Here is a 23,569-nt window from a genome sequence, read left to right as displayed (position 1 = left end):
ATTTTAAGGCACAGGTTTGAACATTCCCAGGCCGTAGTGGCAGGCGAAGCCCAGAGCCAGTGGCCCGGTCAGTGGTTCGGCAAAGGTCAGCCCCCAGAAGCTGCCCAAGCGATCAGGCTGGCTTAGCCCGCGCCGGCCTCGAAAGCGACGGAAGTGGATTGGTCGACGCATGCGGCCTTTGCCCACATGCGCTTCGGCGAAGGATTCAAACGCAATGGGCTCCGCAAAGCCGCGTTCGCGACACTCGCGTCGGAGTTGATCCTCGATGCCGGAATGGTTCTTGGCGTGCCACGGGTGTAGATAGGGAGTGGCCGGTTCCCATAGCCGGCAGACACCAGGGCGCGCTTAGCTACATCCCCCCGAACAACGCCTCCAGATCCTTCTCGTCAAACCGCAGTCGCGTGCTGGCGCCGCCGCCCTCGAGCACGGCTCGGGCGAGTTCGGCCTTGCGGCCTTGCATGGCCTGGATCTTTTCTTCCACCGTGCCTTTGCAGATCAGGCGGTAGACGAAGACCGGTTTTTCCTGGCCGATGCGGTGAGCGCGGTCGGTGGCCTGGGCTTCGGCGGCGGGGTTCCACCAGGGGTCGTAGTGGATCACGGTGTCGGCGGCGGTGAGGTTGAGGCCGGTGCCGCCGGCTTTGAGACTGATCAGGAACAGCGGCACGGCGCCTTGCTGGAAGCGCTTGACCATGGCGGTGCGTTCGCGCGCCGGGGTCTGGCCGGTGAGGGTGCAGTGGGCGATGCCGCGCCGGTGCAGGGCCGTTTCGATCAGGCCCAGCATTTCGGTGAACTGCGAGAACAGCAGAACGCGGCGGCCGTCGGCGAGCAGGCCGTCGAGCAGTTCCAGCAGGGCGTCGAGCTTGGCGCTGGTCTTCACCTTCTTCGCGCTGGCGAGCTTGACCAGGCGCGGATCGCAGCAGGCCTGGCGCAGCTTGAGCAGGGCGTCGAGCACGATGATGCCGCTCTGGGCGAGGCCGCGTTCGGCCACCGCCTGGCGTACGCGTTCGTGCTGGGCCAGGCGCAGGGTTTCATACAGGGCGCGCTGGTCGTGTTCCAGCTCCAGCGTGCGCACGATCTCGGTCTTGGGCGGCAGGTCGGTGAGTACGTCGTCCTTGCGCCGGCGCAGCAGCAGCGGGCCGATTCGCCGGTTGAGCCGCTGCTGGCGCTCGCGATCGCCGTGCTTCTCGATCGGCGTGCGGTAGTGGCGCACGAACTGGCGCTGGCTGCCGAGCAGGCCCGGCTCCACCGCGTCGAACTGCGCCCACAGTTCGCCGAGGTGGTTTTCCAGCGGCGTGCCGGTCATGGCGAGGCGGCGCGTGGCGGGGATCTCGCGCACGACCTGCGAGGCCTGGCTGGCGGCGTTCTTGATCGCCTGCGCCTCATCGAGTATCAGCAGGGAGAATCTCGCCTCGATAAGCCTGTCGCGGTCGCGCGGCAGCAGCGGGTAGGTGGTGACGACCAGGTCGTGGCCGGCGATCGTGTCGTAGCGGTCGGCGCGGTCGCTGCCGTGCAGCACCAGCACCTTCAGTTGCGGTGCGAAGCGCGCGGCCTCGGCCTGCCAGTTGCCGACCAGCGAGGTGGGCGCGACGACCAGGGCGGGTTCCGCGAGTCGTCCGCGTTGCTGTTCGCCGAGGATGTGGGCGAGCACCTGCACGGTCTTGCCCAGACCCATGTCGTCGGCAAGGATGCCGCCGAGGCCCGCCGCGCCGAGGAAGTCCAGCCACGCCAGGCCGTCGCGCTGGTAGGGGCGCAGGGTGGCCTTGAAACCCCGTGGCGGTTTGGCCGGCGGGCGGTTGCGCAGTTGCTGCAACAGGGTGCGCAGGGCCTCGTCGCCGCGCCACGGCACTCCGCTGGCGTCGAGTTCCCCGGCCTGGCTGCGATGAATGCGCGGGCCGGCCTCGTGCCCGCCTTCCAGCCATTCCAGCAGCGGCTCGATCAGTGCGCGCAGGCGCGTCAGCGGCACCTCGGTGCGGCGCGTGGCATCCAGCTTCACCGGCCAGGTGGCGTTGTTCTTTTCGCGCGCGGCGGGCTTGCGCGGAAAGGCCGGGTCGGCGATCAGCTGGCGTAGCACCGGCAGCAGGTCGATGCGCTCGCCTTCCACGTCCACGCCCAGCGACACGTCGAACCAGGCGTTGCCGGAGGAAATAAGTTCTGCATGCCATTCGTCGATGGCGACCAGTCGCTCGTGCGGGAAGTCGTCGGCGTATTCGATGCGGAAGCCCGCCGCTTCGAGTCGGGCGAGCAGCGGCGCCCACGCCTCCGGCGCCAACGGCGGCTTGCGGACCGTGGTGCGCGCATACCAGTCGCCGGATCGGTCAGGCCCGGTCCGTGGCAGGTAGCCGGAATCCAGCGTATGCAGCGGGTACAGGTCATGCTGCTGCAGCAATTGCAGCCAGCGTTGCTCGGCGGCGGGGTCGCGGTGGATCTCGTGGATGGCCTGCCCGTCGAGACGGTTGACGATGGCGGCGGTTTCGCGGGCCTGCACGGCGTGGCCGGCATAGTCGTAGCGCAGCGCCGCCACGCCGATGCCGCCGGTGCGGCCGTTCCAGTGGTGGATGCGCTCCGGACGCAACTGCAACACGGGCACCGGCTGCACGCGTACGGCCTGTGCCGGACCGCGTTCCACGGGCGCGGGCAGGCGGCGCCCGGCGGCAGATGTGGCCAGCCGTTGGCGCACCGCCGCGAGTTGCTGCGGCTGCAGCACGGGTGCGCTGCCCAGTTGTTCGAACAGTTGTGCATCGCCGTCGACGCGGCCATAGCGGGCGGTTTTCGGTTGCACGTACCAGAGGCTGGCGCCGACCAGCAGTTCCGAGTCGCCTGCGTCCAGGTTCATGCGCAGGCGTTGGCTGCCGTCGGCGGCTTCGATCCACTCCAGGGTGGCGGGCACGACGGGACCGCGCTCGATCGGCTGGTTGCCGCGTTCGTGCCAGGCCGGGTAATGGGCCAGCACCTGTTCCAGCGCTCGTTCCGTGTGGACCGAGCGGATCGACAACCATACGGCGTTGCGGTGGTAGGCCGTGGGCGCGGCCAGCAGTACGGTGAGCGCCGTGGCTACCGGCTCCGGCCAGCCTTCCGCCGGCGCGGGTACCGCACCGAGGTGGTCGTCCAGGCGCAGTGGTTGCGGGTCGACCAGGGCGCCGGTGCCGTTGCGGCTTTTCGATGGTCGCAACCAGACCGGCAGCGCCATCAGGCCGCGACGCTGCGTGTCGTCGCCGCGCAGCAGCACGCCGAAGCGGCGCTCCGGGTCGGCGCCTGGCATGGTGCTGGAGACGCGGTCGAGTGAAGCCAGCCACTGGTCCCATGACGACAGTTCCTGCTCGTCCTTGAGGGCATGCAGCCGGGCCAGCCAGGCAGGCAGGATGACCGGTGCCCGCGCGTCGGGAGCCAGAGCGGACAGGCCACGGCTGGCTGCGCTGAACAGCATCGCCGCAGCGTGCTTGCAGTCGACCCCTACCGGGCAGCTGCAATCGGTTTCCAGCAACAACCAAGGCTCGTTCAACGCGATGTGCACGCGACATTCGTAGACATTGCCGCCGCTGCCGGCCACGGCGGCGGACAGCTTGCATGCTTGCGCGCCGGCAGGTTGCAGTTCCAGTTCGTGCACGCGCCCGCGCCGGGCGTAGTCGCCGGCGCGCTGCAGGGTGCGTTCGTCGAAGCTGGACTGCCATTCGTGGATGGCCAGCCAGGATTGCAGGATGGTGAGGTTCATGTGGCAGGCATATCCGGAATGGGAAAGTGTGGCATATCCCCATGTCACGCAAATCGTCCCGCTGCGCTTTGCGCGCCGGGCCGAAACCGCGACAATGGCCCGCTGCCATTTCCTTTTGCCGTCAGAGAGTCCCGCCGAATATGTCCGACACGCCGAAGATCATCTACACCCTTACCGACGAAGCCCCGTTCCTCGCCACCGCGTCGCTGCTGCCGATCGTTGCCGCGTTCACCGCCACCGCGGGAGTCGAGGTCGAGACGCGCGACATCTCGCTGGCCGGGCGCATCGTCGCGCTGTTCCCCGAGCTGCTGCAGCCGGGCCAGCGCATCGCCGACGACCTCGCCGAGCTGGGCCGCCTCGCCACCACGCCGGAGGCGAACATCATCAAGCTGCCGAACATCAGTGCCTCGATGCCGCAGCTGAAGGCGGCGATCAAGGAGTTGCAGGACCACGGCTACGCGCTGCCGGATTACCCGGACGAACCGAAGGACGAGCGCGAGAAGGACGTCAAGGCGCGCTACGACCGGGTCAAGGGCAGCGCGGTGAACCCGGTGCTGCGCGAGGGCAACTCCGACCGCCGCGCGCCGGCCTCGGTGAAGAACTACGCGCGCAAGCACCCGCACAGGATGGGCGCGTGGAGCAAGGATTCGAAGACCCACGTGGCGCACATGGATGGCGGCGACTTCTACGGCAGCGAGCAGTCCGCGGTGGTCGAGCAGCCGACCACGGTGCGCATCGAGTGGTTCGGCAAGGACGGCTCCAGCAAGGTGCTGAAGGAGAAGACCGCGCTGAAGGCCGGCGAGATCATCGACGCCGCGGTGATGTCGCGCCGCGCGCTGGCCGCCTTCGTCGACGCGCAGATCGAGGACGCAAAGAAGCAGGGCGTGCTGTTCTCGCTGCACCTCAAGGCCACCATGATGAAGGTCTCCGACCCGATCATGTTCGGCGTGGCGGTCGGCGAGTTCTACAAGGACGTGCTGGCGAAGCACGCCGACGCGCTGAAGCAGGCCGGCTTCAACCCGAACAACGGCATCGGCGACCTGTACGCGCGCCTTGGCACGCTGCCGGAGGCGACGCAGGCGGCGATCAAGACCGATCTCGACGCCGAGTACGCCAGGCGCCCTGCCGTGGCGATGGTCAATTCCGACAAGGGCATCACCAACCTGCACGTGCCCAGCGACGTGATCGTCGACGCCTCGATGCCGGCGATGATCCGCGACTCCGGCAAGATGTGGAACGCCGAGGGCAAGCTGCAGGACACCAAGGCGGTGATCCCCGACCGCTGCTACGCCGGCGTGTACCAGGCAGTGATCGAGGACTGCAAGGCGCACGGCGCGTTCGATCCGGCGACCATGGGCAGCGTCCCGAACGTGGGCCTGATGGCGCAGGCCGCCGAGGAATACGGCTCGCACGACAAGACCTTCCAGATCGCCGCCGACGGCGTGGTGAAGGTCATCGACGGGGCCGGCGCCGTGCTGCTGCAGCATGACGTGGAGGCCGGCGACATATGGCGCATGTGCCAGACCAAGGACGCGCCGATCCAGGACTGGGTGAAGCTCGCGGTGGGCCGTGCGCGGCACACCCCGGCGGTGTTCTGGCTCGATCCGGCACGCGCGCACGACCGCGAGGTGATCGCCAAGGTCGAGCGCTACCTGAAGGACTACGACACCAGCGGCCTGGACATCCGCATCATGGATCCGGTGGCGGCGACCAGGTTCTCGCTGGAGCGCATCCGCCGGGGCCTGGATACCATCTCGGTCACCGGCAACGTGTTGCGCGACTACCTCACCGACCTGTTCCCGATCATGGAGCTGGGCACCAGCGCGAAAATGCTGTCGATCGTGCCGCTGATGGCCGGCGGCGGCCTGTTCGAGACCGGCGCCGGCGGCTCCGCGCCGAAGCACGTGCAGCAGTTCCTGGAAGAGAACTACCTGCGCTGGGATTCGCTGGGCGAGTTCCTCGCGCTGGCCGCCTCGCTGGAGCACCTGGGCAACCGTCACGGCAGCGCCGAGGTGGAGCTCCTGGCAAAGACGCTGGACCAGGCCAACGGCAAGTTCCTCGACACCGACAAGTCGCCCTCGCGCAAGGTCGGCGGCATCGACAACCGCGGCAGCCACTTCTACCTCGCGCTGTACTGGGCCCAGGCGCTGGCCGCGCAGGGCGTGAACGCCGCGCTGAAGGCGAAGTTCGCGCCGCTGGCCAAGGCGCTCACCGAGCACGAGGCCACCATCGTCGACGAACTCAACCGCGTGCAAGGCAAGCCGGTGGACATCGGCGGCTACTACCACCCCGACCAGGCGAAGGTGAGCGCGGCGATGCGGCCCAGCGCGACGTTCAATGCGGCGCTGGCGAAGCTGTCGGCCTGAGCTGCCTTCCTGTGTCACCCAACGTGGCACCCCGCGGTGCCCCGTTTGCTTCTTCCGGCTGGCAACCTTCCGCTCAGAGCTTGTGAAGAAAACCACTTCCTGTGGTTTTCTTCAGTCGTGAGTCCGGTACACGCCCGACTCGCTCACATGAAACAGTCACTGGCGTGACTGTTTCATGCCCGGCCCTCCGTGGCCGGTCTGAGAGGTTGAAAAGTTCACAACCTCTCAGTATCGCCCTGCGACAATGGTGGCCTTCGAAACCGGAGTCTGCCGTGATGCGCCTGCTGCCCCTGGCTTTCCTGCTCGTGTCGGGCGTCCTGGCGCCCGCATGCGTGTCCGCGGCGCCTGCCCAGGTGCCGGCAGCGGCCAGTACGGCCGCGCGGCCGTCGCCGCAGGACGTGGCCAACCTGCCCGTGGTGGTGGTGAGCGGCGTGGTGCCGGGGCCCGGCCTGTGGAAGGTATCGAAGGACGGGCACGTGCTGTGGGTGCTGGGCACGCTGTCGCCGCTGCCGCGCGCGATGCAGTGGCAGTCGCGCGAGGTGGAGCAGGCGATCGCCGGCTCGCAGCAGGTGCTGCTGGCGCCGGCGGTGAAGCTGAAGGCCGACGTGGGTTTCCTCGGCAAGCTGTTCCTGCTGCCTTCGGCCTACGGCGCGCGCAAGAACGACGACGGTGAAACCCTGCAGCAGGTGCTGCCGCCGCTGGTGTATGCGCGCTGGCAGGTGCTGAAGCAGAAATACCTGGGTGACGACCGCGGCGTCGAGCGCTGGCGCCCGCTGTTCGCCGCGCAGGAGCTGTACAAGAAGGCGCTGAAGGCGAACGGGCTCAGCCGTTCCGGCGGAGTCGAGGCGAGCGTGGATGAGCTGGCCAAACGCCGCGGCGTGCCGGAACTGTCGACCGATTACCCCGTGCTGATCGAGCACCCGCGTGCGGCGATCAAGGCATTCCGGCAGGCGGCGCCGCGCGACGTCACCTGCTTCATCCGCACCTTGGACAGCATCGAGCACGACATGCCGGCGATGGCCGCGCGCGCCAACGCCTGGGCCACGGGCGACCTGCAGGCGCTGCACGAACTGCCCGACAGCGATCGTCGCGACGCCTGCGTGGCGGCAATCACCGGCGCCGGTTTCGCGCAGACGCTCGGCCTCGACGACGTGCCGGCGAAGCAGCGCGCCGTGTGGCTGGCTGCCGCGCGCAAGGCGCTGGCCGGCAACGCGCAGACCTTCGCCTTGCTGCCGATGGACGAATTGCTGAAGCCGGACGGTTACCTCGCCGCCTTGCAGGCCGAGGGCTACCAGATCGACGCACCGGAGTAATCCCCGTAGGGCGGGCACCGCCCGCCGCTCTTGCGTTCAAAAGCCGGCGGGCAGTGCCCGCCCTACGACGGAAGCATCCGCGAGCGGATTTTTGCCCGGTGATCGGGGTGATCAGGCGCTGGCCAGGTCGAGCTGCGCAATCTCGTTGTCGCTCAACTGCAGTGAGGTGGCGCCGAGCAGTTCACGCAGCTGCTCCACGCTGGTGGCGCTGACGATCGGCGCGGTGAGGCCGGGGCGTGCGATCAGCCAGGCCAGTGCGACCTGGGCCGGGGTGGCGTGGTGCGTGGCGGCCACCGCGTCCAGTGCGGCCAGTACCTGCAGGCCGTGCGGGTTCAGGAAGTTCTTCACCGAGCCGCCGCGTGCGGCGCTCTTCGCCAGGTCGGCCGCGCTGCGGTACTTGCCGCTGAGAAAGCCGCTGGCCAGCGCGTAGTAGCTGATCACGCCGATGTGCTCGCGGCGGATCAGCGGCTCCAGTTCCCGCTCGTAGCCGGCGCGGCTGACCAGGTTGTATTCCGGCTGCAGGCTTTCGTAGCGCGGCAGGCCGTGCTGTTTCGACATGGCCAGCGCGTCGGCGAAGCGCGCGGCGCTGAAGTTGGAGGCGCCGATCACGCGCACCTTGCCGGCTTCGATCAGCCGGGCGAAGGCGCCCAGGGTTTCTTCCATCGGCACACTGGCGTCATCTTCGTGCGCCTGGTACAGGTCGATGCAGTCGACCTGCAGGCGCTGCAGCGAGCCGTCCACCGCCTGCTGGATGTTGACCGGCGAGAGGCCCGGCTGCTCGGCCCATTTGGCCACCTTGGTCGAGATCACCACCTGCCCGCGTTTACCGCTCTGCTTCAGCCACTTGCCGATGATGATTTCCGACTCGCCGCCGTGGTTGCCCGGCACCCAGGCCGAATAGACGTCCGCGGTGTCGATCAGGTTGCCGCCGGCATCGACGAACGCGTCGAGCAGTTCGAACGAGCGCTTCTCGTCGGCACTCCAGCCGAACACATTGCCGCCGAAGGCGAGCGGGGCGATGGAGAGCGGCGAGTTGCCGAGCGGGCGCGTATGCATGGAATACCTCGGAGGGCGGCGGGCAGAATCCGCGCGCGGCCCTGCAGGCGGCGCGCGGTCCACTCGAAGTGGCTGCATATCCGCGGTATTCAAGCCCGGGCGGCCCTCAACGCGGGGCCATGATCCGTGGCCACACGCCAGCGCAGCACGCCAGCGTGTTGCGCCGGGCCTTGGCGGCGTCGCTGGCCGGGTTCGGAGCGGGCTTCGGCTCCGGGCGCCAGTCCAGGTCCTCCTTGTGCACCAGATGGCCGTGCAGGAACAGCAGATCTTTCCACAGCGAGTTCATGGGGAAGCCTCCTTGGGAGGGCTCATGGCTTGGGAAGAACTCAAGATACGCACGCCGCAGGCCGCGAGAAAGCGATATATTCGCAAGTCAGACTTGAGGAATATTCAAGGTGGGAAAGTTGCCGCTGGGCTTGTTGCAACAGTTCGTGCTGGTCGCCCGGCAGGGCAACCTGTCGCGCGCCGCGGCGCAGGCGAATCTCACGGTGAGCGCGCTCAGCCACCAGATGCGCCAGCTGGAGGAACGGCTGGAGCGGCGCCTGTTCGAACGCGGCCCGCGCGGCGTGACGCTGACCGTCGAGGGCTGCAGTCTGCTGGAGGCGGTCGGCGGGCATTTCGACGGCATCGAGCATGCGCTGGCGGCGTATCGCACGCGCCATCATGACGCGCTCACGCTCAGCGCCAGCCCCGGCATCATGTCGAGCTGGCTGGTGCCGCGGCTGCCGCGGCTGGTGGCCGCGCATCCGGAGCTGGAGCTCAGCCTGCAGTCGGGTTCGACCCTGGTGGATTTCGAGCGCGAGCCGGTGGACGTCGCCCTGCGCTACGGCCGCGGCGAGTGGGTGGGCCTGCACAGCGAGCGGCTGTTCGGCGAGTGGATCGCGCCGGTGGCTGCGCCGGCGTTGATCGCGCGGATGGGCGGCGCCGACCCGCGCGAGCTGTCGCGCTGGCCGCTGCTCGGCGAGCCGAATCCGTCCCGGCGCTGGAGCGACTGGTTCGGCCGCACCGGCGGCACGCCACCAGCGCGTTACGTGGCCCAGTTCGACAGCCTCGACGCGCTGCGCCATGCGGCGCTGGAAGGCCTCGGCGTGGCGCTGGGGCGGATGGTGACCTCGAAGTCGCTGATCGACGCCGGCCGGCTGGAAGTGCTGGGCGACAACTACCTGGCGGTGGAGGAGGCCTACTGGCTGGTGTACCCGCCGCGCTCGCTGGAGCACCGTGGCCTGCAGCTGTTCCGCGAATGGCTGCTGGCCGAGGCGGACGACTACCGACGGCAGATGTCGGCGTTCCGCCCCGACGACAAGCCGGTCGGCTGACGCGGTTCCGCAAAGCGGTCAAACGCGTCATCATTGCGGGTCGTTGCCGAACGTCAGGAGTTGAATCATGAAATCGCGCGCCGCGGTGGCCTGGGCCGCCGGCCAGCCGCTCAGCATCGAGCAGGTCGACGTGGCCGGGCCGAAGGCCGGCGAGGTGCTGGTGCGCATCGTCGCCACCGGGGTCTGCCATACCGACGCGTTCACCCTGTCCGGCACCGATCCGGAAGGCCGGTTCCCGGTGATCCTGGGCCACGAGGGCGGCGGCATCGTCGAGGAGGTCGGCGCGGGCGTCACCTCGCTCCAGGTCGGCGACCATGTGATCCCGCTGTACACGCCCGAATGCGGCGAGTGCAAGTTCTGCCGTTCCGGCAAGACCAACCTGTGCCAGAAGATCCGCGCCACCCAGGGCCAGGGCCTGATGCCCGACGGCACCAGCCGCTTCTCGCTCAACGGCAAGCCGCTGCTGCACTACATGGGCACCAGCACCTTCAGCGAGTACACCGTGCTGCCGGAGATCTCGCTGGCGAAGATCAACCGGGCCGCACCACTGGAGAAGGTCTGCCTGCTCGGCTGCGGCATCACCACCGGCATCGGCGCGGTGCTGAACACGGCGAAGGTGGAGCCTGGCGCCAGCGTGGCGGTGTTCGGCCTGGGCGGCATCGGCCTGTCGGTGGTGCAGGGAGCGGTGATGGCGAAGGCCGGGCGCATCGTGGTGGTCGACACCAATCCGGCCAAGTTCGAGATGGCGAAGCTGCTCGGCGCGACGGACTGCATCAATCCGAAGGATTATCCGGACACGCCGATCCAGCAGGTGATCGTCGAGCTCACCGACGGCGGCGTGGACTATTCGTTCGAGTGCATCGGCAATGTCCACGTGATGCGCTCGGCGCTGGAGTGCTGCCACAAGGGCTGGGGCGAGTCGATCATCATCGGCGTGGCCGGCGCGGGCCAGGAGATCAGCACGCGGCCGTTCCAGCTGGTCACCGGGCGGGTGTGGCGCGGTTCGGCGTTCGGCGGCGTGAAGGGGCGCTCGCAGCTGCCAGGCTACGTCGAGCGCTACCTGGCCGGCGAGATCAGGATCGACGAAATGATCACCGAGGTGCTGCCGCTGGAGCGCATCAACGAGGCGTTCGAGCTGATGCATGAAGGCAAGGTGATCCGCTCGGTGATCCACTACTGAAGACGCGATGCCGAAATGGCTGGCGTAGGGCGGGCACGGCCCGCCGCTCTTGCTCGATCACAGGTGAGCTGGGATGTCGGCGGTCCTTGCCCGCCCTGCAGGAGCGATGCGATGCCCGCACTGTCGGATGAAGCTCTAGAATAGGCACACGCCGCCAGCCCCATTCTGCTGGCGGCACTTATCCTCGTCTATGCCAGCTCACCCATAAGGTTGTCCCATGAACCGCACCGCCATCCTCGTCGACGGCGCCTTCTTCCTCGCCCGCTACCGCAAGGTGTACGGCGAGCGCGACGCCGGCGATGCGCGCGCGGTGGCGAAGACCCTGTTCGGCATGGCGCTGGAACACCTCAAGGCGGTCGACCGCCCGCGCGAGCAGCTCTACCGCATCTATTTCTACGACTGCCCGCCGCTGGAAAAGAGCTTCGTCAGGCCGATCAGCGGCGACAGCATCGACTTCGGCCGCACCGGCGCCGCCGCGTTCCGCCGCGAGCTGCACGACCAGCTGCGCCGGCAGCGCAAGATGGCGCTGCGGCTGGGCCGGCTGGCCGAGCGCGGCGAGTGGCAGCTGAAGCGCGGCGCCTACCAGCAGCTGCGCGAGGGCAGCCTGCGCTGGGACGACCTGGGCGACGAGCACTTCGAGCCGGACATGCGCCAGACCCAGGTCGACATGAAGATCGGCATCGACATCGCCGCGCTGACCTACAAAAAGCTGGTCGACCAGATCATCCTGGTCGCCGGCGATGCGGATTTCATCCCGGCCGCGAAGCTGGCCCGCTACGAAGGCATCGACTTCATCCTCGACCCGATGTGGCAGGGCATCGCGCCGGACCTGCACGAACACATCGACGGCCTGCAGTCGGTCTGCCCGCGGCCGTTCTGAATCGTCCACCGGCCCTGCACAAGGTTTGCGCGACAATGCGACAGGTCCGGACGACCACCATGCCAAGGAGTCATTCATGAAACACGGGACACAGGCGGCCAGGACGAGGTTGGCGAGCCTCGTGGCGACCACGTTGCTGACCGCCAGTCCGGTGTTGGCGGCCGCTGCCCAGGCGGTATCCGCCGCCTCGGCTCCGCCGGACCAGCCGAGCGACGCGCTGGTGCCGCCGACCAGCGCTCGCGACTTCACTGCTTCGCAGCTGGACGGCGTGCTGGCCGGCAGCTGGCGTCCGGCGGCGAACCGTGCTCGCGACGCGTACCGCCACCCCAAGGCCACCCTGCAGTTCTTCGGCGTGCGGCCGGACCGCACGGTGATCGAGATCACCCCCGGCGGCGGCTGGTACGCCGAGATCCTGGCGCCGCTGCTGCGCGACAATGGCCGCTACATCGCCGCGGAGAAGGCGCCCGCCGCCGATGCCGAGGCGCGCAGCGACGACAGCGCGCTGCGCCGCAAATTCGCCGCCGATCCGGCGCACTACGGCAAGGCCGCGATCGTCACCTTCGACCCGAAGGCGCCGGTACTCGGCCCGCCGGGCTCGGCCGACCTGGTGCTGACCTTCCGCAATGTGCACAACTGGGTGGTGGCCGGCACCGCGCCGACGATGTTCAAGGCGTTCTTCGCGGTGCTGAAACCCGGCGGCGTGCTCGGCGTGGTCGACCACCGCGCCGACGACGACGCCACGCTGGAAGCCGTCAAGTCGAGCGGCTACCTGCCCACCCGCTACGTGGTGAAGCTGGCCACCGACGCTGGTTTCACGCTGGACGAAAGCAGCGACATCAATGCCAATCCGAAGGACACCAGGGACTATCCCAAAGGCGTGTGGACGTTGCCGCCCACGCTCACCCTGGGCGAGCAGGGCAAGGCGAAGTACCAGGCGATCGGCGAGTCCGACCGGATGACCCTTCGCTTCGTGAAGCCGGCGGCGGCTTCGACGCCCTGAGCCGGGCGCGCATGCTCCTCGCGTTGAACAAGCCGTACGGCGTGCTGTGCCAGTTCACCGACGATCGCGGCCGCCCCACGCTGGCCGACTTCGTGCGGCAGCCGGGTGTCTATGCGGCCGGCCGGCTGGACCAGGACAGCGAGGGGCTGCTGCTGCTGACCGACGACGGTAGGCTGGCGCATCGGCTCACCGATCCGCGCCACAAGCAGGCCAAGACCTACCTCGCGCAGGTCGAGGGCACGCTCGACGAGGCAGCGCTGCAGGCGCTGCGCCGCGGCATGGTCCTGAACGACGGCCCGACCCTGCCAGCCGAAGCCGCCTTCGCCGTCGAACCGGACTGGCTGTGGCCGCGCGATCCGCCGGTGCGCTTCCGCAAGGCGATTCCCACCAGCTGGCTCAGCCTCACCCTGCGCGAAGGTCGCAACCGCCAGGTGCGCCGGATGACCGCCGCAGCGGGCTTCCCCACTCTGCGGCTGATCCGTGTGCGCATCGGCGAGCATGCGCTGGATGGGCTCGCCCCCGGCACATCACGCGTACTCGCCTGAGGGTGGCGCGATAATCCGCGCATCCTCCCCGCACCGGTATCCGCATGGACTTCAAGGATCACTTCTCCGGCCACGCCGCGCTGTACCGCGACGCCCGCCCGCTGCCGCCGGCCGACTGGTTCGACTGGCTGGCGGCGCAGGCGCCCGACCTCGCGCTGGCCTGGGACGCCGGCTGCGGCAACGGCCAGGCCAGCGTGGGCCTGGCCGCGCACTTCGAGCGGGTGGTCGCCACCGATCCCAGCGCCACGCAGATCGCACAGGCCACGCCGCATCCGCGCATCGACTACCGTACCGAGCCGGCCGAACGCAGCAGCCTCGCCGCCGGCAGCGTGAGCCTGGTCGGCGTATCGCAGGCGCTGCACTGGTTCGACCTGGCGGCGTTCCATGCGGAAGTGCGCCGCGTGGCGCGGCCGGGCGCGCTGCTGGCGGTCTCGGCCTACGGCAACTGCAGCGTCAGTCGTGCGGTCGATGCGGTGGAACGCGAGCTCTACGCCGGCGCGCTGGGCCCGGACTGGCCGCCGGAGCGCGCGCTGGTGGATGCCGGCTACCGCGGCCTGCCGTTCCCGTTCACGCCGGTGCCGGCGCCCAGCTTCAGCATGCACGCGGACTGGAACTTCGCGCAGTTCCTGGCCTACCTGCATTCGTGGTCGGCCGCGCAGCGGCATCGGCAGCGCACCGGCCACGATGCGGTGCAGGCAGCCGCCCCCGCGCTGGCTGCGGCCTGGGGCGAGCCCGAACGGGTGCGCACGGTGCGCTGGCCGTTCTTCGTGCAGGTGGGGCGGGTGGCGTGACGCTCAGACCGCTTCGGCCAGCCCGAAGAACGCCATCGCCGTCGCGGTGCTGTTCGCTGCGGTGACTTCCGCGCTTTCGCCGCGGTCGCGGGCGACTTCCTCGCAGATGTGCTTCAGGTACATCGGCTCGTTGCGCCGGTGGCTGGGCTGCGGCCGCACCGTGCGCGGCAGCAGGTACGGCGCATCGGTCTCCAGCATCAGCCGGTTGGCCGGGGTGCCGCGCACCAGTTCGCGCAGGTGGGTGCCGCGGCGCTCGTCGCAGATCCAGCCGGTAATGCCGATGTGGCAGTCCAGCGCCAGGTAGTCGCGCAGCGCCTCGCCGGTGTCGGTGAAGCAGTGCACCACCGCGCCGGGCACCCGCTCGCGGTAGCGCCGGAGCAGGGCGACGAAATCCGCGTGCGCATCGCGCTGGTGCAGGAACAGGGGCTTGTGCAGGTCCGCCGCGATCTGCAGCTGGCGTTCGAACACCGCCAACTGCACCTCGCGCGGCGAATAGTTGCGGTGGTAGTCCAGCCCGGTCTCGCCGACCGCGCGCACCTGCGGCTGCACCGCCAGTTCGCGCAACGCCGCATCGGTGGCATCGTCGTAGTCGACCGCGTGGTGCGGGTGCACGCCGGCGGTGGCGTACAGCGTGCCGGCATGCGCGCGCGCCAATGCCAGCGCATGTTCGCTGCCGTCGCGCGAGGCGCCGGTGACCACCATCCGGCCCACGCCGTGCGCCTGCGCGCGCCGCAGCACCGCGTCGAGGTCGGGGTGGAACGACTCGTGGGTGAGGTTGGCGCCGATATCGAGCAGTTGCATGGTCTGGCCGGTCATCGAAAGCGGCATTGTCCCAGACCCCGGCAGCGGCGCAAACGCGGGACCGGCCGCGGGCGCGTCGCCGGCCTGCGACCCGGGTCACGTCGGCTGCGGCACAGGAAATTTTCCTAGGCCGCGGATATCCAACGCTGCAGGCGCTGGCCCCACAATGGACGTTTGTGCCGCCGTGGTGGCCGGTGTGGGCGGCATTCACCAGCTGCCAGCCGGATGTGTTAACTATGGCGCGTGCCGTTTCGCCGCAGGGGAGCGTCGACGGCTTTTCGCAGCTATCGATCGGGGTGGAGGATGGCGGCAGTGATCGAGCCGGCGGTCGGCGGGTCGGGTCGGGTGGCGGATGACCGCGAGGCGGAAGTCTGTGCCTGGCTGGTCGCGCGCGGCCGCCTGAAGGACGGCGACCTCGCCCGCGCGCGCCGCCTGCACGAGGAAGCGGCCGAGGGCACGCTGACCGCGCTGATGGCGCGGCTGGGCCTGGTCTCCGAGCGCGACCTGGCCGAGGCCTGGGCCGAGCTGCTGCAGGTGCCGCTGCTGGCCGCGCGCGATGCGCCGGAACTGCCGCCGGCCGAGCTGGAGCTGTCGCTGCGCTTCCTGAAACAGCAGCACGTGGTGCCGGTACAGGATGGCGAGCACGGGCTGGCATTGATCGTGGCCGACCCGGCCGACCCGTATCCGCTGCAGGCGGTGGAGCTGGCCGCCGGGCGGCCGGTGGCGCTGCGCGTGGGCCTGCGTTCGGAGATCGACGGGTTGATCGAGCGCTATTACGGTTCCGGCCGCTCGGCGATGGGCACCATCGTGGAGAACCTCGACGGCAGCGCCGCGGAAGAGGACGACGTCGAGCATCTGCGCGACCTTGCCTCCGAGGCGCCGGTGATCCGGCTGGTGAACCTGATCCTGCAGCGCGCGGTGGAGCAGCGCGCGTCGGACGTGCACATCGAGCCGTTCGAGAACCGGCTGAAGGTGCGCTATCGCATCGACGGCGTATTGCACGAAGTCGAGGCGCCGCCCTCGTCGTCCACCGCCGCGGTGATCTCGCGCGTGAAGATCATGGCGCGGCTGAACATCGCCGAGCGCCGGCTGCCGCAGGACGGCCGCATCCAGCTGCGCGTGCAGGGCAAGGAGCTGGACCTGCGCGTGTCAACGGTGCCGACCAGCTTCGGCGAGTCGGTGGTGATGCGCATCCTCGACCGCGAATCGGTGGTGTTCGACTTCGCCTCGCTCGGCTTCACCGACCGCTTCCAGTCGCGCTTCGTCGAGGTGCTCAACCGCCCGCACGGGATACTGCTGGTGACCGGGCCCACCGGCTCGGGCAAGACCACCACGCTGTACACCGCGCTGTCGCGGATCAACACGCCCGACGTGAAGATCATCACCGTCGAGGACCCGGTCGAGTACCAGATCGAGGGCATCAACCAGATCCAGGTGAAGCCGCAGATCGGGCTGGATTTCGCCGGCGCGCTGCGCTCGATCGTGCGCCAGGACCCGGACGTGATCATGATCGGCGAGATGCGCGACCTGGAGACCTGCCGCATCGCGATCCAGTCCGCGCTCACCGGCCACCTGGTGCTTTCCACCCTGCACACCAACTCCGCTGCCGGCGGCATCACCCGCCTGCTCGACATGGGCGTGGAGGATTACCTGCTCGGCTCCACCGTCAACGGCATCCTGGCGCAGCGGCTGGTGCGCCGGCTCGATCCGGAGACGGCGATCCCGTACGAAGCCCTGCCGGAAGTGATCGAGCAGTTCGAGTTGCACAAGTACACCGACGAGCGGCCGATCCGGCTGTGGAAGCCGGGCAGCAGCGCGGCGAATCCCAGCGGCTACCGCGGCCGCCGCGCGATCATGGAGTTCCTCACCATGAGCGACCCGCTGCGCCGGCTGGTGATGCAGCGCGCGAACGAGGGCGAGATTGAGAAGCAGGCCCGTGTCGAAGGCATGCGCACGATGTACGAGGACGGCATTGCCAAGGCCGTGGCCGGCATCACCACGCTGGAAGAAGTACTGCGCGTGACGCAGGAAGGCTGACGTGGCCCAGTTCCGCTACAAGGCCGTCAGCGACGCCGGCGAGATGCTGCAGGGGCAGATGGAGGCCGCCAGCGTCGAGGAAGTGATCGGCCGCCTGCAGGACCAGGGCCACACGCCGCTGGAGGCGCAGCCGGCCGACGGCGCCGGCGGCGGCAGCGGGCTGGCGGGGTGGTTCCGGCGCGGCCCGCTCAGCGGTGACCAGCTGGCCCAGTTCACCCACCAGCTGGCCACCCTGCTCGGCGCCGGCCAGCCGCTGGACCGCGCGCTCGGCATCCTGCTCGAGCTGCCCGAGGGCGAGGGCGCGAAGAAACTGATCGAGCGCGTGCGCGGGCGCGTGCGCAGCGGCAACAGCCTGTCCTCGGCGCTGGACGAGGAGCACGGTGTGTTCCCCAAGCTGTACGTCAGCCTGGTGCGCGCCGGCGAGGCGGGCGGTTCGCTGGAGGAGACGCTGCGCCGGCTGGCCGATTACCTGGAGCGCGCGCAGCAGTTGCGCGGCAGCATCGTCAATGCGCTGATCTATCCGGCGTTCCTGCTGGTCGGCGTGCTCGGTTCGCTGGTGTTGCTGCTGGCCTACGTGGTGCCGCAGTTCGTGCCGATCTTCGCGGACATGCAGGTACCGATCCCGTGGATCACCGCCGCGGTGCTGGCGCTCGGCAACGCGCTGCAAGCGTGGTGGTGGCTGATCGTGCTGCTGCTCGGCGGCGGCCTGTTCGCCTGGCGCGCGCGGCTGCGCGAGCCGGCGGCGCGGCTGGCCTGGCATGCCCGACTGCTGCGGCTGCGCGTGGTCGGCCCGCTGCTGCTGAAGGTCGAAACCGCGCGGATCACGCGCACGCTGGGCACCTTGCTGAAGAACGGCGTACCGTTGCTGAGCGCGTTGAGCATCGCGCGCCAGGTCACCGCCAACCGCGCGCTGGACGCGGCGCTGGAGGCGGCCCACGAGGAGGTCAAGGGCGGCGCGGGCCTGAGCCTGGCGCTGGGCCAGTCGAAACTGTTCCCGCGGCTGGCGATGCAGATGGTGCAGGTGGGCGAGGAGGCCGGCCAGCTCGACACCATGCTGCTGAAGGTCGCCGACACTTTCGAGCTCGAATCGAAACGTGCGATCGACCGCCTGCTGGCGGCGCTGGTGCCGGCTTTGACCATCGTGATGACCGTGCTGGTGGCGATCATCATGGCCGCGATCCTGCTGCCGCTGCTCAGCCTGACCAGCAACATCCAATAGACATCCCACCCGCAATCCTTGAGGCGATCTCCATGCAGCAAAGGCAACCACGACGATCCGGTTCCAACGCCGGCTTCACCCTGCTCGAAATGCTCGCGGTGATCGTGCTGATCGGCATCATCGGCGCGGTGGTGGTGACCCAGGTCGGCAAGAACGTCGACAAGGGCAAGTACGGCGCCGGCAAGGCGCAGCTGATGACGCTGAACCAGAAGATCGAGAACTACGCGCTGGACAACGGCGCGCCGCCGCCACAGCTGGAGGGACTGGTGACGAAGCCGGCGAACGCGTCGAACTGGCAGGGCCCGTACGCGAAGGAGTCCGACCTGAAGGATCCCTGGGGCCACGCCTTCGGCTACCAGTACCCCGGCGAGCACGGCAGCTTCGACCTGGTCTTCTACGGCCAGGACGGCAAGCCCGGCGGCGACGGCTACAGCAAGGACGTGGGCAACTGGCAGTAGGCATGTGAGAGCTTCGCGCGCCCATGGCTTCACCCTGCTGGAAATGCTGGCGGTGATCCTGCTGGTCGGCATCGCGGCGGCGGCGGTGTCGGTCGCGGTGACCCAGGGCCTGGCCAGCGCACGGGTGCGCGCGGCCAGCAGCGAGCTGGCCGGCGCGTTGCGGGCCACCCGCGCGCAGGCGATCGTGCGCGGCGAGGAGCAGCACGTCGACGTGGACACCCGCGCGAACAGCTACGACGACGCGAAGCGGCAGGGCGTGCGCCTGCCGAAGGGCCTGCGCGTGAGCATCACCAGCGCGAAGCAGGACCAGCCGAACGAGCACACCGGGCGCATCCGCTTCTTCCCGGACGGCAGCTCCACCGGCGGGCGCATCACCCTGCGCAGCGGCCGGCGCGAATGGCACGTCAACGTGGCGTGGCTGACCGGCGAGGTGCGCGTGGTCGACGCGGTGGCGCAGCGATGAAAGCCCGGCCCCGCCACCAGCAAGGCTTCAGCCTGCTCGAGGTGATCGCCGCGATCATGCTGCTGGCGATCGCGTTCACCGCGTTGATGAAGGTGGCCGGCGCATCCATCGCGCTGAGCCGCAACGCCGCCGAGTACAGCGAGGTGGCGATGCATGCGCGCAGCCTGCTCGACAGCGCGTTCGTCGGCGAGGCGGTGAAGCCGGGCCAGCATGCCGGCCGCTTCGACCGGCGCTACCGCTGGCAGCTCGACGTGACGCCGTGGAACGCCGCCGGTCCGGCCGCGCCAGGCGCATCGATGCAGCTCTACCAGCTCGACCTGGCCATATCGTGGGGGCCGCCGGCGCATCCGCGCAGCGCGCACTTCCGCACGCTGCGGCTGGGCACGCCGTTGCCAGCCGGCAATGCCCAGGCCGGCCGATGAAACGCGCGGCCGGTTTCACCCTGCTGGAAGTGTTGGCCGCGCTGGTGCTGCTGGCGCTGCTGCTGGTCGGCGTGTACTCGGGCTTGCGCACTGCCACCCACAGCGTGCGCTCGGGCACCGTCGCGATCGAGCGGATCGACCAGGTGCGCTCGGCGCAGCAATTCCTGCGCCGCGAACTGGCGCAGAGCCAGGTGCAGCCGATCGGCCGCACCGACCACGGCGAGCCGATCTATTTCGAGGGCAGCGCGCGCGAGATGCGCTACGTGGCGCCGCTGCCCGGCTACCTCGGCAAGCTTGGCCCGCAGTTGCAGCGGCTGCAGCTGGTCGATGACGGCCACGGTGGGCTGCGGCTGGAGCTGAGCCTGGCCCTGCTGCCGCCGGACGGACGGCCGCCGCAGCCGCTGGGCGAGCCGCAGGTGCTGCTCGATCGCATCGCCAGGGGCAGTTTCAGCTACCGCGGGGTCGATGACCAGGGCGACCCTGCACCGTGGTCCAGCGCGTGGCCCGACGGGCGCCGCATGCCGCAGCTGGTGCGCATCGAACTGCAGGCGCAGGGCGGCATGGCGTGGCCGCAGCTGGACGTGCCGCTGCGGGCGAACCCGCTCCTGGTCAACCTGCCCGCCATGAGGGGGCGATGAGGCGCCGGCCGTTGCCGCGGCGTGCCGGCCAGCGCGGGGTCGCCCTGCTGCTGGTGCTGTGGGCGTGCACGCTGCTGGCGATCCTGCTCGGCGGCTACGCCGCGCTGGTGCGCACCGAAGGCCTGCAGGCCCGCTACGCGTTTGCCCAGGCCCAGGCGCATTACGCCGCCGAGGCCGGCCTGATGCGTGCGCTGTACGCCTTGCACGATCCGCAGCCGAAGCAGCACTGGCTCGGCGACGGCCGGCCGTACACGTTCCGCTACGACCAGGCCACGGTGGTGGTGCGCGCGACCGACGAGGGCGGCAAGGTCGATCTCAACGCCGCCCCGCCGGAGGTGCTGCGCGGCCTGTTCCAGGCCGCCGGGCTGACGGCGGCCGAGGCGCAGCTGCTGGCCGGCCGCGTGGTGGACTGGCGCAGCCCGCCCATCCTCGAAGGCGCGACCGCCACCCGGCGCGCCGCCTATCTGGCGGCCGGGCGCGACTACGGTCCACGCGGCGGTCCGTTCGCCAGCATCGAGGAATTGCAGATGGTGCTGGGCATGACCCCGGCGCTGTACCGGCAGGTGGCACCGGTGGTGACGATCTGGTCCGGCAACCCGAGCCCGGATCCGAACACCGCCCCGCCGCTGGCGCTGGCCGCGATCCCCGGGATGACGCCCGAACAGATGAACGCGATCCAGGCCGCACGGCAGAAGAACGCGGACGACCCGCGGCTGGTTCTCGCCAGTGGAACCGCGCATAGTATTCGTTCGGAGGCCACGCTGGCCGACGGCACGCGTGCGATCCTGCGCGCCACGATTCGCCTGCAGGAGGGGCAGGTGCAGCCGTACGCCGTGATGCGCTGGCAGGAGGGGGAGGCGGAATGAGTACCGCAACGCAGTCGCTGCAGCCGTTGTGGGATCGTGCACGCCGCGGCTGGCGCGCTTCGCCGTTGCCCGCGTTCCTGGGCTGGTGGGGCGGCGAGCTGCGCGGCCTGCTGCCGGTGCGCTGGCGCGGCTGGTTCGGCAGCGGCGCGGACTGGCACCTGCTGCAGCGTGCCGGCACCGCCTGGACCCTGCGCCGCAGCGGCCATGGCGAGGTGCTGGCGAGCTGGGACGACGACGGCGCGCTCGCGCCGGCCGCCGCGCTGGGTGCGGCGCTGCAGCGGGTGGACCGCGAGGACCTGCGCCTGGCGCTGCTGCTGCCGGCAGCGGCGGTGTTGCGGCGCACGCTGGCGCTGCCGCTGGCCGCACGCGACAACCTGCGTCAGGTCGCCGCCTTCGAGATGGACCGGCAGACCCCGTTCACCGTGGCGCAGGTGTACTACGCCGTGCGCGAAACGGCCGCGGCCGCCGCGGCCGGCCGCCTCAACGCGGAGCTGGTGGTGGTCACCCGCGCCACGCTGGATCCGCTGCTGGCGCGCCTGCAGGCCCAGGGCATCGCGGTCGACGCGGCCGACGTGGCGGTGGGCGACGGCCGCCTCGGCGTCAACCTGCTGCCGCCGGAACAGGTGCCGCGCCGTGCGCGCCCGCGCCGCCGGTTGAACCTGATCCTGGCCGCCGCCTGCGTGCTGTTGCTGGTGCTGCTGCTGGGCGAGTGGCTGCACAACCGGCAACTGGCGCTGGCGCAGATGCAGGCCGAAGTCGAGGCGATGCGCGGCGAGGCGCAGCAGGTGGCGGCGCTGCGCCAGCAACTGCAGGACGACGCCGGCGCCGCCGGTTTCCTGGCCCGGCGCAAGCACGACACGGTGGCCATGCTCAGCCTGCTGCAGGACGTCACCGAGCGCCTGCCGGACAGCGCCTGGCTGGAGCGCTTCAGCGTCGACAACGCCGGCCAGATCGGCGTGCAGGGGCAGAGCCAGCAGGCGGTGAAGCTGCTCGACGCCCTGAAGGATTCGAAGCTGGTCACCGGCGCCAGCTTCCAGGGCAGCATCCAGCCCGACCCGACCAGCGGCAAGGAACGTTTCTACCTGATCGCACACGTGAACCAGCCGAAACCGGCGGCCCCGGTGGCTGGCGGGGACACGCCATGAAGATCACCGCGATGAATCCGCGCGACAGCCGCATCGCGGCGGTGCTCCTGCTGCTGCTGGCGCTGGCGCTGGCCTATCTGGTGTTGCTGCACTGGTGGTTCGTGGTGCCGTTGCAGCAGGTGCGCGAGGCGATGGTCGACCTGCGCGACACGCACAGCCGCTACGCCGCCGCGATCGCCGAGAAGCCGGCGCTGCAGCGGCGCCTCGCCGAACTGGGCTCCGGCCAGGCCGCCAGCAACGCGTTCCTCGCTGCCGACGATCCGAACGCCGCCGCGGCCGACCTGATGCAACGCGTGATCGACGTGGTCGCCGCCAGCGCCGGCGGCCATTGCGCGGTGACGCAGAAGATGCCGCTGCCGAACCCGCCGTCGATCGCCGGCGAGCCGTACCGCAAGGCGGCGGTCAGCATCAGCCTGAACTGCGACATGGAGCCGCTGGCGGCGGTGCTGCAGGCGCTGGAGCAGGGCACGCCGTACCTGTTCGTCGACGACCTCAGCATCTATCGCAACCCGGTGACGACACAGCAGAACAATGCCGCGGCGCTGGAGGTGCAGTTCAGCCTGTCTGGCTACGTGCGTCCGGCGCGTCCGGCGGCCGCGCCACCCGGCCGCGCGCCCGACGACGCGGGAGCCGCGCCATGAACGCCGCCGATCAGCGCCGGCTGACTCCCGTGCTGGTCGCGCTCGTCGTGTTGCTGGGCGCGCTGCTGCTGTTGCTGCTGGCCGGTCTCGGCCGCGGCGTGCGCTGGGACACGCCGCGCACGCCGCTGCCGCTGCCGCCGGCCGGCCGGCCAGCCAACCTGCTGCAGCCGGTGCCGCTGCAGCAGTACGCGCTGGTCTGGCAGCGACCGCTGTTCAGCCCCGACCGCAAGCCGGTGGCGCGCACCGCCGACGGTGGCAGCAATCTCGGCGACCTCGAACTGACCGGCATCATCCTCACCCCCGAGCTGCGCATGGCCCTGCTGCGCGACCGGAACGGCGACCATCGCGAGGTGCGCGTGCGCGAAGGCGCGTCGCTGCCGGAGGGCGGCGCCACCCTGCTCGAAGTGCATCCGCGCTCGGCGGTGTTCGCCAGCTCCGCGGGGCGCACCGAACTGAAGCTGCCAGCCGGCGCGCCTTTCGACGGGCAGAAGGCCGCCGGCCCGGCCACTGCGCCGCCGCCGGCAGCGCCGGCCGACGCGATGATCAGCATCGGGTCGCGCGGGGCCGGTCGGCAGGGCATGAGTTCCGGCGGCGGTCGCGATCCGCAGGCGCTGCCGCCGTCGGCAGACCCGACGCGGCAGAAGGGCCTTGACCAGCTCAGGGAAAACATCCAGAAACGTCGTGCTGCCAAGGCGGCTGCGGCCAATCAAGAGGTGCATTGAT

Annotated in this window: 22 protein-coding genes and 1 pseudogene; 18 read left to right on the top strand and 5 right to left on the bottom strand. The window is 69.9% G+C overall.

Going from position 1 to position 23,569, the window contains the following annotated elements; genetic code table 11:
• Positions 1–3: 3 nt before the first annotated feature.
• Both csb2 and AC1Q5A_RS14790 read right to left on the bottom strand, forming a co-directional pair.
• Positions 4–324: pseudogene (gene csb2, locus AC1Q5A_RS14795) on the bottom strand (type I-G CRISPR-associated protein Csb2); the annotation flags it as partial.
• A 25-nt stretch (positions 325–349) separates the two neighbouring features.
• Complete coding sequence (locus AC1Q5A_RS14790; RefSeq protein ID WP_492701924.1) at positions 350–3,709, bottom strand: DEAD/DEAH box helicase; 3,360 nt, start codon at positions 3,707–3,709, stop codon at positions 350–352.
• 140 nt (positions 3,710–3,849) lie between these two features.
• Here AC1Q5A_RS14790 and AC1Q5A_RS14785 point away from each other — a divergent pair, with 140 nt between their 5' ends.
• Positions 3,850–6,075: an NADP-dependent isocitrate dehydrogenase gene (locus tag AC1Q5A_RS14785; RefSeq protein ID WP_492701922.1), complete on the top strand. Its 2,226-nt coding sequence runs from the start codon at positions 3,850–3,852 to the stop codon at positions 6,073–6,075.
• 275 nt (positions 6,076–6,350) lie between these two features.
• Positions 6,351–7,388, top strand: coding sequence for a TraB/GumN family protein (locus AC1Q5A_RS14780; RefSeq protein ID WP_492701920.1), 1,038 nt, complete (start codon positions 6,351–6,353; stop codon positions 7,386–7,388).
• A gap of 111 nt (positions 7,389–7,499) precedes the next feature.
• On the opposite strand, the gene AC1Q5A_RS14775 is transcribed toward AC1Q5A_RS14780, so the two are convergent.
• Positions 7,500–8,444, bottom strand: a complete 945-nt coding sequence (locus AC1Q5A_RS14775) for an aldo/keto reductase (RefSeq protein WP_492701918.1) — start codon at positions 8,442–8,444, stop codon at positions 7,500–7,502.
• Positions 8,445–8,550: 106 nt separating this feature from the next.
• Entirely contained in the window at positions 8,551–8,730 is a 180-nt protein-coding gene (locus AC1Q5A_RS14770) for a hypothetical protein (RefSeq protein WP_492701916.1), read from the bottom strand.
• A 109-nt stretch (positions 8,731–8,839) separates the two neighbouring features.
• Between AC1Q5A_RS14770 and AC1Q5A_RS14765 the strand changes: the two genes are divergently transcribed.
• The 6 genes from AC1Q5A_RS14765 (at position 8,840) to AC1Q5A_RS14740 (ending at position 14,156) form a co-directional block, all read left to right on the top strand.
• Positions 8,840–9,760: a LysR substrate-binding domain-containing protein gene (locus tag AC1Q5A_RS14765; protein WP_492701914.1), complete on the top strand. Its 921-nt coding sequence runs from the start codon at positions 8,840–8,842 to the stop codon at positions 9,758–9,760.
• Positions 9,761–9,827: 67 nt separating this feature from the next.
• A complete protein-coding gene (locus AC1Q5A_RS14760) occupies positions 9,828–10,940 on the top strand; it encodes an S-(hydroxymethyl)glutathione dehydrogenase/class III alcohol dehydrogenase (protein ID WP_492701912.1) in 1,113 nt (370 codons plus the stop codon).
• A gap of 217 nt (positions 10,941–11,157) precedes the next feature.
• Positions 11,158–11,820, top strand: a complete 663-nt coding sequence (locus AC1Q5A_RS14755; protein ID WP_492701910.1) for an NYN domain-containing protein — start codon at positions 11,158–11,160, stop codon at positions 11,818–11,820.
• Positions 11,821–11,896: 76 nt separating this feature from the next.
• Entirely contained in the window at positions 11,897–12,820 is a 924-nt protein-coding gene (locus AC1Q5A_RS14750; RefSeq protein ID WP_492701908.1) for a class I SAM-dependent methyltransferase, read from the top strand.
• A gap of 11 nt (positions 12,821–12,831) precedes the next feature.
• Positions 12,832–13,365 (top strand): pseudouridine synthase, encoded by a 534-nt coding sequence (locus AC1Q5A_RS14745; RefSeq protein ID WP_492701906.1) that lies wholly within the window; start codon positions 12,832–12,834, stop codon positions 13,363–13,365.
• A gap of 44 nt (positions 13,366–13,409) precedes the next feature.
• Entirely contained in the window at positions 13,410–14,156 is a 747-nt protein-coding gene (locus tag AC1Q5A_RS14740; protein WP_492701904.1) for a class I SAM-dependent methyltransferase, read from the top strand.
• A gap of 3 nt (positions 14,157–14,159) precedes the next feature.
• On the opposite strand, the gene AC1Q5A_RS14735 is transcribed toward AC1Q5A_RS14740, so the two are convergent.
• Entirely contained in the window at positions 14,160–14,957 is a 798-nt protein-coding gene (locus AC1Q5A_RS14735) for a TatD family hydrolase (RefSeq protein WP_492702032.1), read from the bottom strand.
• Between the two features lie 303 nt (positions 14,958–15,260).
• On the opposite strand from AC1Q5A_RS14735, the gene gspE reads away from it, so the two are divergent.
• From gspE to AC1Q5A_RS14685, 10 genes are read left to right on the top strand one after another with little or no spacing between them, the layout of a single operon-like run.
• Complete coding sequence (gspE, locus tag AC1Q5A_RS14730; protein WP_492701902.1) at positions 15,261–16,994, top strand: type II secretion system ATPase GspE; 1,734 nt, start codon at positions 15,261–15,263, stop codon at positions 16,992–16,994.
• 1 nt (position 16,995) lies between these two features.
• Complete coding sequence (gspF, locus tag AC1Q5A_RS14725; RefSeq protein ID WP_492701901.1) at positions 16,996–18,213, top strand: type II secretion system inner membrane protein GspF; 1,218 nt, start codon at positions 16,996–16,998, stop codon at positions 18,211–18,213.
• A gap of 32 nt (positions 18,214–18,245) precedes the next feature.
• Entirely contained in the window at positions 18,246–18,671 is a 426-nt protein-coding gene (gene gspG, locus AC1Q5A_RS14720) for a type II secretion system major pseudopilin GspG (RefSeq protein WP_492701899.1), read from the top strand.
• Between the two features lie 4 nt (positions 18,672–18,675).
• Positions 18,676–19,134 (top strand): GspH/FimT family pseudopilin, encoded by a 459-nt coding sequence (locus AC1Q5A_RS14715; protein ID WP_492701897.1) that lies wholly within the window; start codon positions 18,676–18,678, stop codon positions 19,132–19,134.
• Positions 19,131–19,556 (top strand): type IV pilus modification PilV family protein, encoded by a 426-nt coding sequence (locus AC1Q5A_RS14710; RefSeq protein ID WP_492701895.1) that lies wholly within the window; start codon positions 19,131–19,133, stop codon positions 19,554–19,556. Before AC1Q5A_RS14715 ends, AC1Q5A_RS14710 begins: the two co-directional genes overlap by 4 nt.
• Positions 19,553–20,194: a prepilin-type N-terminal cleavage/methylation domain-containing protein gene (locus AC1Q5A_RS14705; protein WP_492701893.1), complete on the top strand. Its 642-nt coding sequence runs from the start codon at positions 19,553–19,555 to the stop codon at positions 20,192–20,194. The genes AC1Q5A_RS14710 and AC1Q5A_RS14705 overlap by 4 nt, the downstream gene beginning before the upstream one ends.
• Positions 20,191–21,060, top strand: a complete 870-nt coding sequence (locus tag AC1Q5A_RS14700) for a type II secretion system minor pseudopilin (protein ID WP_492701891.1) — start codon at positions 20,191–20,193, stop codon at positions 21,058–21,060. Before AC1Q5A_RS14705 ends, AC1Q5A_RS14700 begins: the two co-directional genes overlap by 4 nt.
• A complete protein-coding gene (locus tag AC1Q5A_RS14695) occupies positions 21,057–22,205 on the top strand; it encodes a PilN domain-containing protein (RefSeq protein ID WP_492701889.1) in 1,149 nt (382 codons plus the stop codon). Before AC1Q5A_RS14700 ends, AC1Q5A_RS14695 begins: the two co-directional genes overlap by 4 nt.
• Positions 22,202–22,846, top strand: a complete 645-nt coding sequence (gspM, locus tag AC1Q5A_RS14690; RefSeq protein ID WP_492701887.1) for a type II secretion system protein GspM — start codon at positions 22,202–22,204, stop codon at positions 22,844–22,846. Before AC1Q5A_RS14695 ends, gspM begins: the two co-directional genes overlap by 4 nt.
• Positions 22,843–23,568, top strand: coding sequence for a type II secretion system protein, XpsN-like (locus AC1Q5A_RS14685; protein ID WP_492701885.1), 726 nt, complete (start codon positions 22,843–22,845; stop codon positions 23,566–23,568). The genes gspM and AC1Q5A_RS14685 overlap by 4 nt, the downstream gene beginning before the upstream one ends.
• Position 23,569: the final 1 nt, after the last annotated feature.

The sequence above is a fragment of the Rhodanobacter sp. GW835-FHT13D09 genome, assembly GCF_058793995.1.
This window is presented reverse-complemented; position numbering and strand designations above follow the sequence as displayed.

What these genes read in the sequence shown, in the direction of transcription:
- AC1Q5A_RS14790 (WP_492701924.1), bottom strand. Translation starts at nt 3,709, where the DNA reads ATGAACCTCACCATCCTGCAATCCTGGCTGGCCATCCACGAATGGCAG.
- AC1Q5A_RS14785 (WP_492701922.1), top strand. Translation starts at nt 3,850, where the DNA reads ATGTCCGACACGCCGAAGATCATCTACACCCTTACCGACGAAGCCCCG.
- AC1Q5A_RS14780 (WP_492701920.1), top strand. Translation starts at nt 6,351, where the DNA reads ATGCGCCTGCTGCCCCTGGCTTTCCTGCTCGTGTCGGGCGTCCTGGCG.
- AC1Q5A_RS14775 (WP_492701918.1), bottom strand. Translation starts at nt 8,444, where the DNA reads ATGCATACGCGCCCGCTCGGCAACTCGCCGCTCTCCATCGCCCCGCTC.
- AC1Q5A_RS14770 (WP_492701916.1), bottom strand. Translation starts at nt 8,730, where the DNA reads ATGAACTCGCTGTGGAAAGATCTGCTGTTCCTGCACGGCCATCTGGTG.
- AC1Q5A_RS14760 (WP_492701912.1), top strand. Translation starts at nt 9,828, where the DNA reads ATGAAATCGCGCGCCGCGGTGGCCTGGGCCGCCGGCCAGCCGCTCAGC.
- AC1Q5A_RS14755 (WP_492701910.1), top strand. Translation starts at nt 11,158, where the DNA reads ATGAACCGCACCGCCATCCTCGTCGACGGCGCCTTCTTCCTCGCCCGC.
- AC1Q5A_RS14750 (WP_492701908.1), top strand. Translation starts at nt 11,897, where the DNA reads ATGAAACACGGGACACAGGCGGCCAGGACGAGGTTGGCGAGCCTCGTG.
- AC1Q5A_RS14745 (WP_492701906.1), top strand. Translation starts at nt 12,832, where the DNA reads ATGCTCCTCGCGTTGAACAAGCCGTACGGCGTGCTGTGCCAGTTCACC.
- AC1Q5A_RS14740 (WP_492701904.1), top strand. Translation starts at nt 13,410, where the DNA reads ATGGACTTCAAGGATCACTTCTCCGGCCACGCCGCGCTGTACCGCGAC.
- AC1Q5A_RS14735 (WP_492702032.1), bottom strand. Translation starts at nt 14,957, where the DNA reads ATGCAACTGCTCGATATCGGCGCCAACCTCACCCACGAGTCGTTCCAC.
- gspE (WP_492701902.1), top strand. Translation starts at nt 15,261, where the DNA reads ATGGCGGCAGTGATCGAGCCGGCGGTCGGCGGGTCGGGTCGGGTGGCG.
- gspG (WP_492701899.1), top strand. Translation starts at nt 18,246, where the DNA reads ATGCAGCAAAGGCAACCACGACGATCCGGTTCCAACGCCGGCTTCACC.
- AC1Q5A_RS14710 (WP_492701895.1), top strand. Translation starts at nt 19,131, where the DNA reads ATGAAAGCCCGGCCCCGCCACCAGCAAGGCTTCAGCCTGCTCGAGGTG.
- AC1Q5A_RS14705 (WP_492701893.1), top strand. Translation starts at nt 19,553, where the DNA reads ATGAAACGCGCGGCCGGTTTCACCCTGCTGGAAGTGTTGGCCGCGCTG.
- AC1Q5A_RS14700 (WP_492701891.1), top strand. Translation starts at nt 20,191, where the DNA reads ATGAGGCGCCGGCCGTTGCCGCGGCGTGCCGGCCAGCGCGGGGTCGCC.
- AC1Q5A_RS14695 (WP_492701889.1), top strand. Translation starts at nt 21,057, where the DNA reads ATGAGTACCGCAACGCAGTCGCTGCAGCCGTTGTGGGATCGTGCACGC.
- gspM (WP_492701887.1), top strand. Translation starts at nt 22,202, where the DNA reads ATGAAGATCACCGCGATGAATCCGCGCGACAGCCGCATCGCGGCGGTG.
- AC1Q5A_RS14685 (WP_492701885.1), top strand. Translation starts at nt 22,843, where the DNA reads ATGAACGCCGCCGATCAGCGCCGGCTGACTCCCGTGCTGGTCGCGCTC.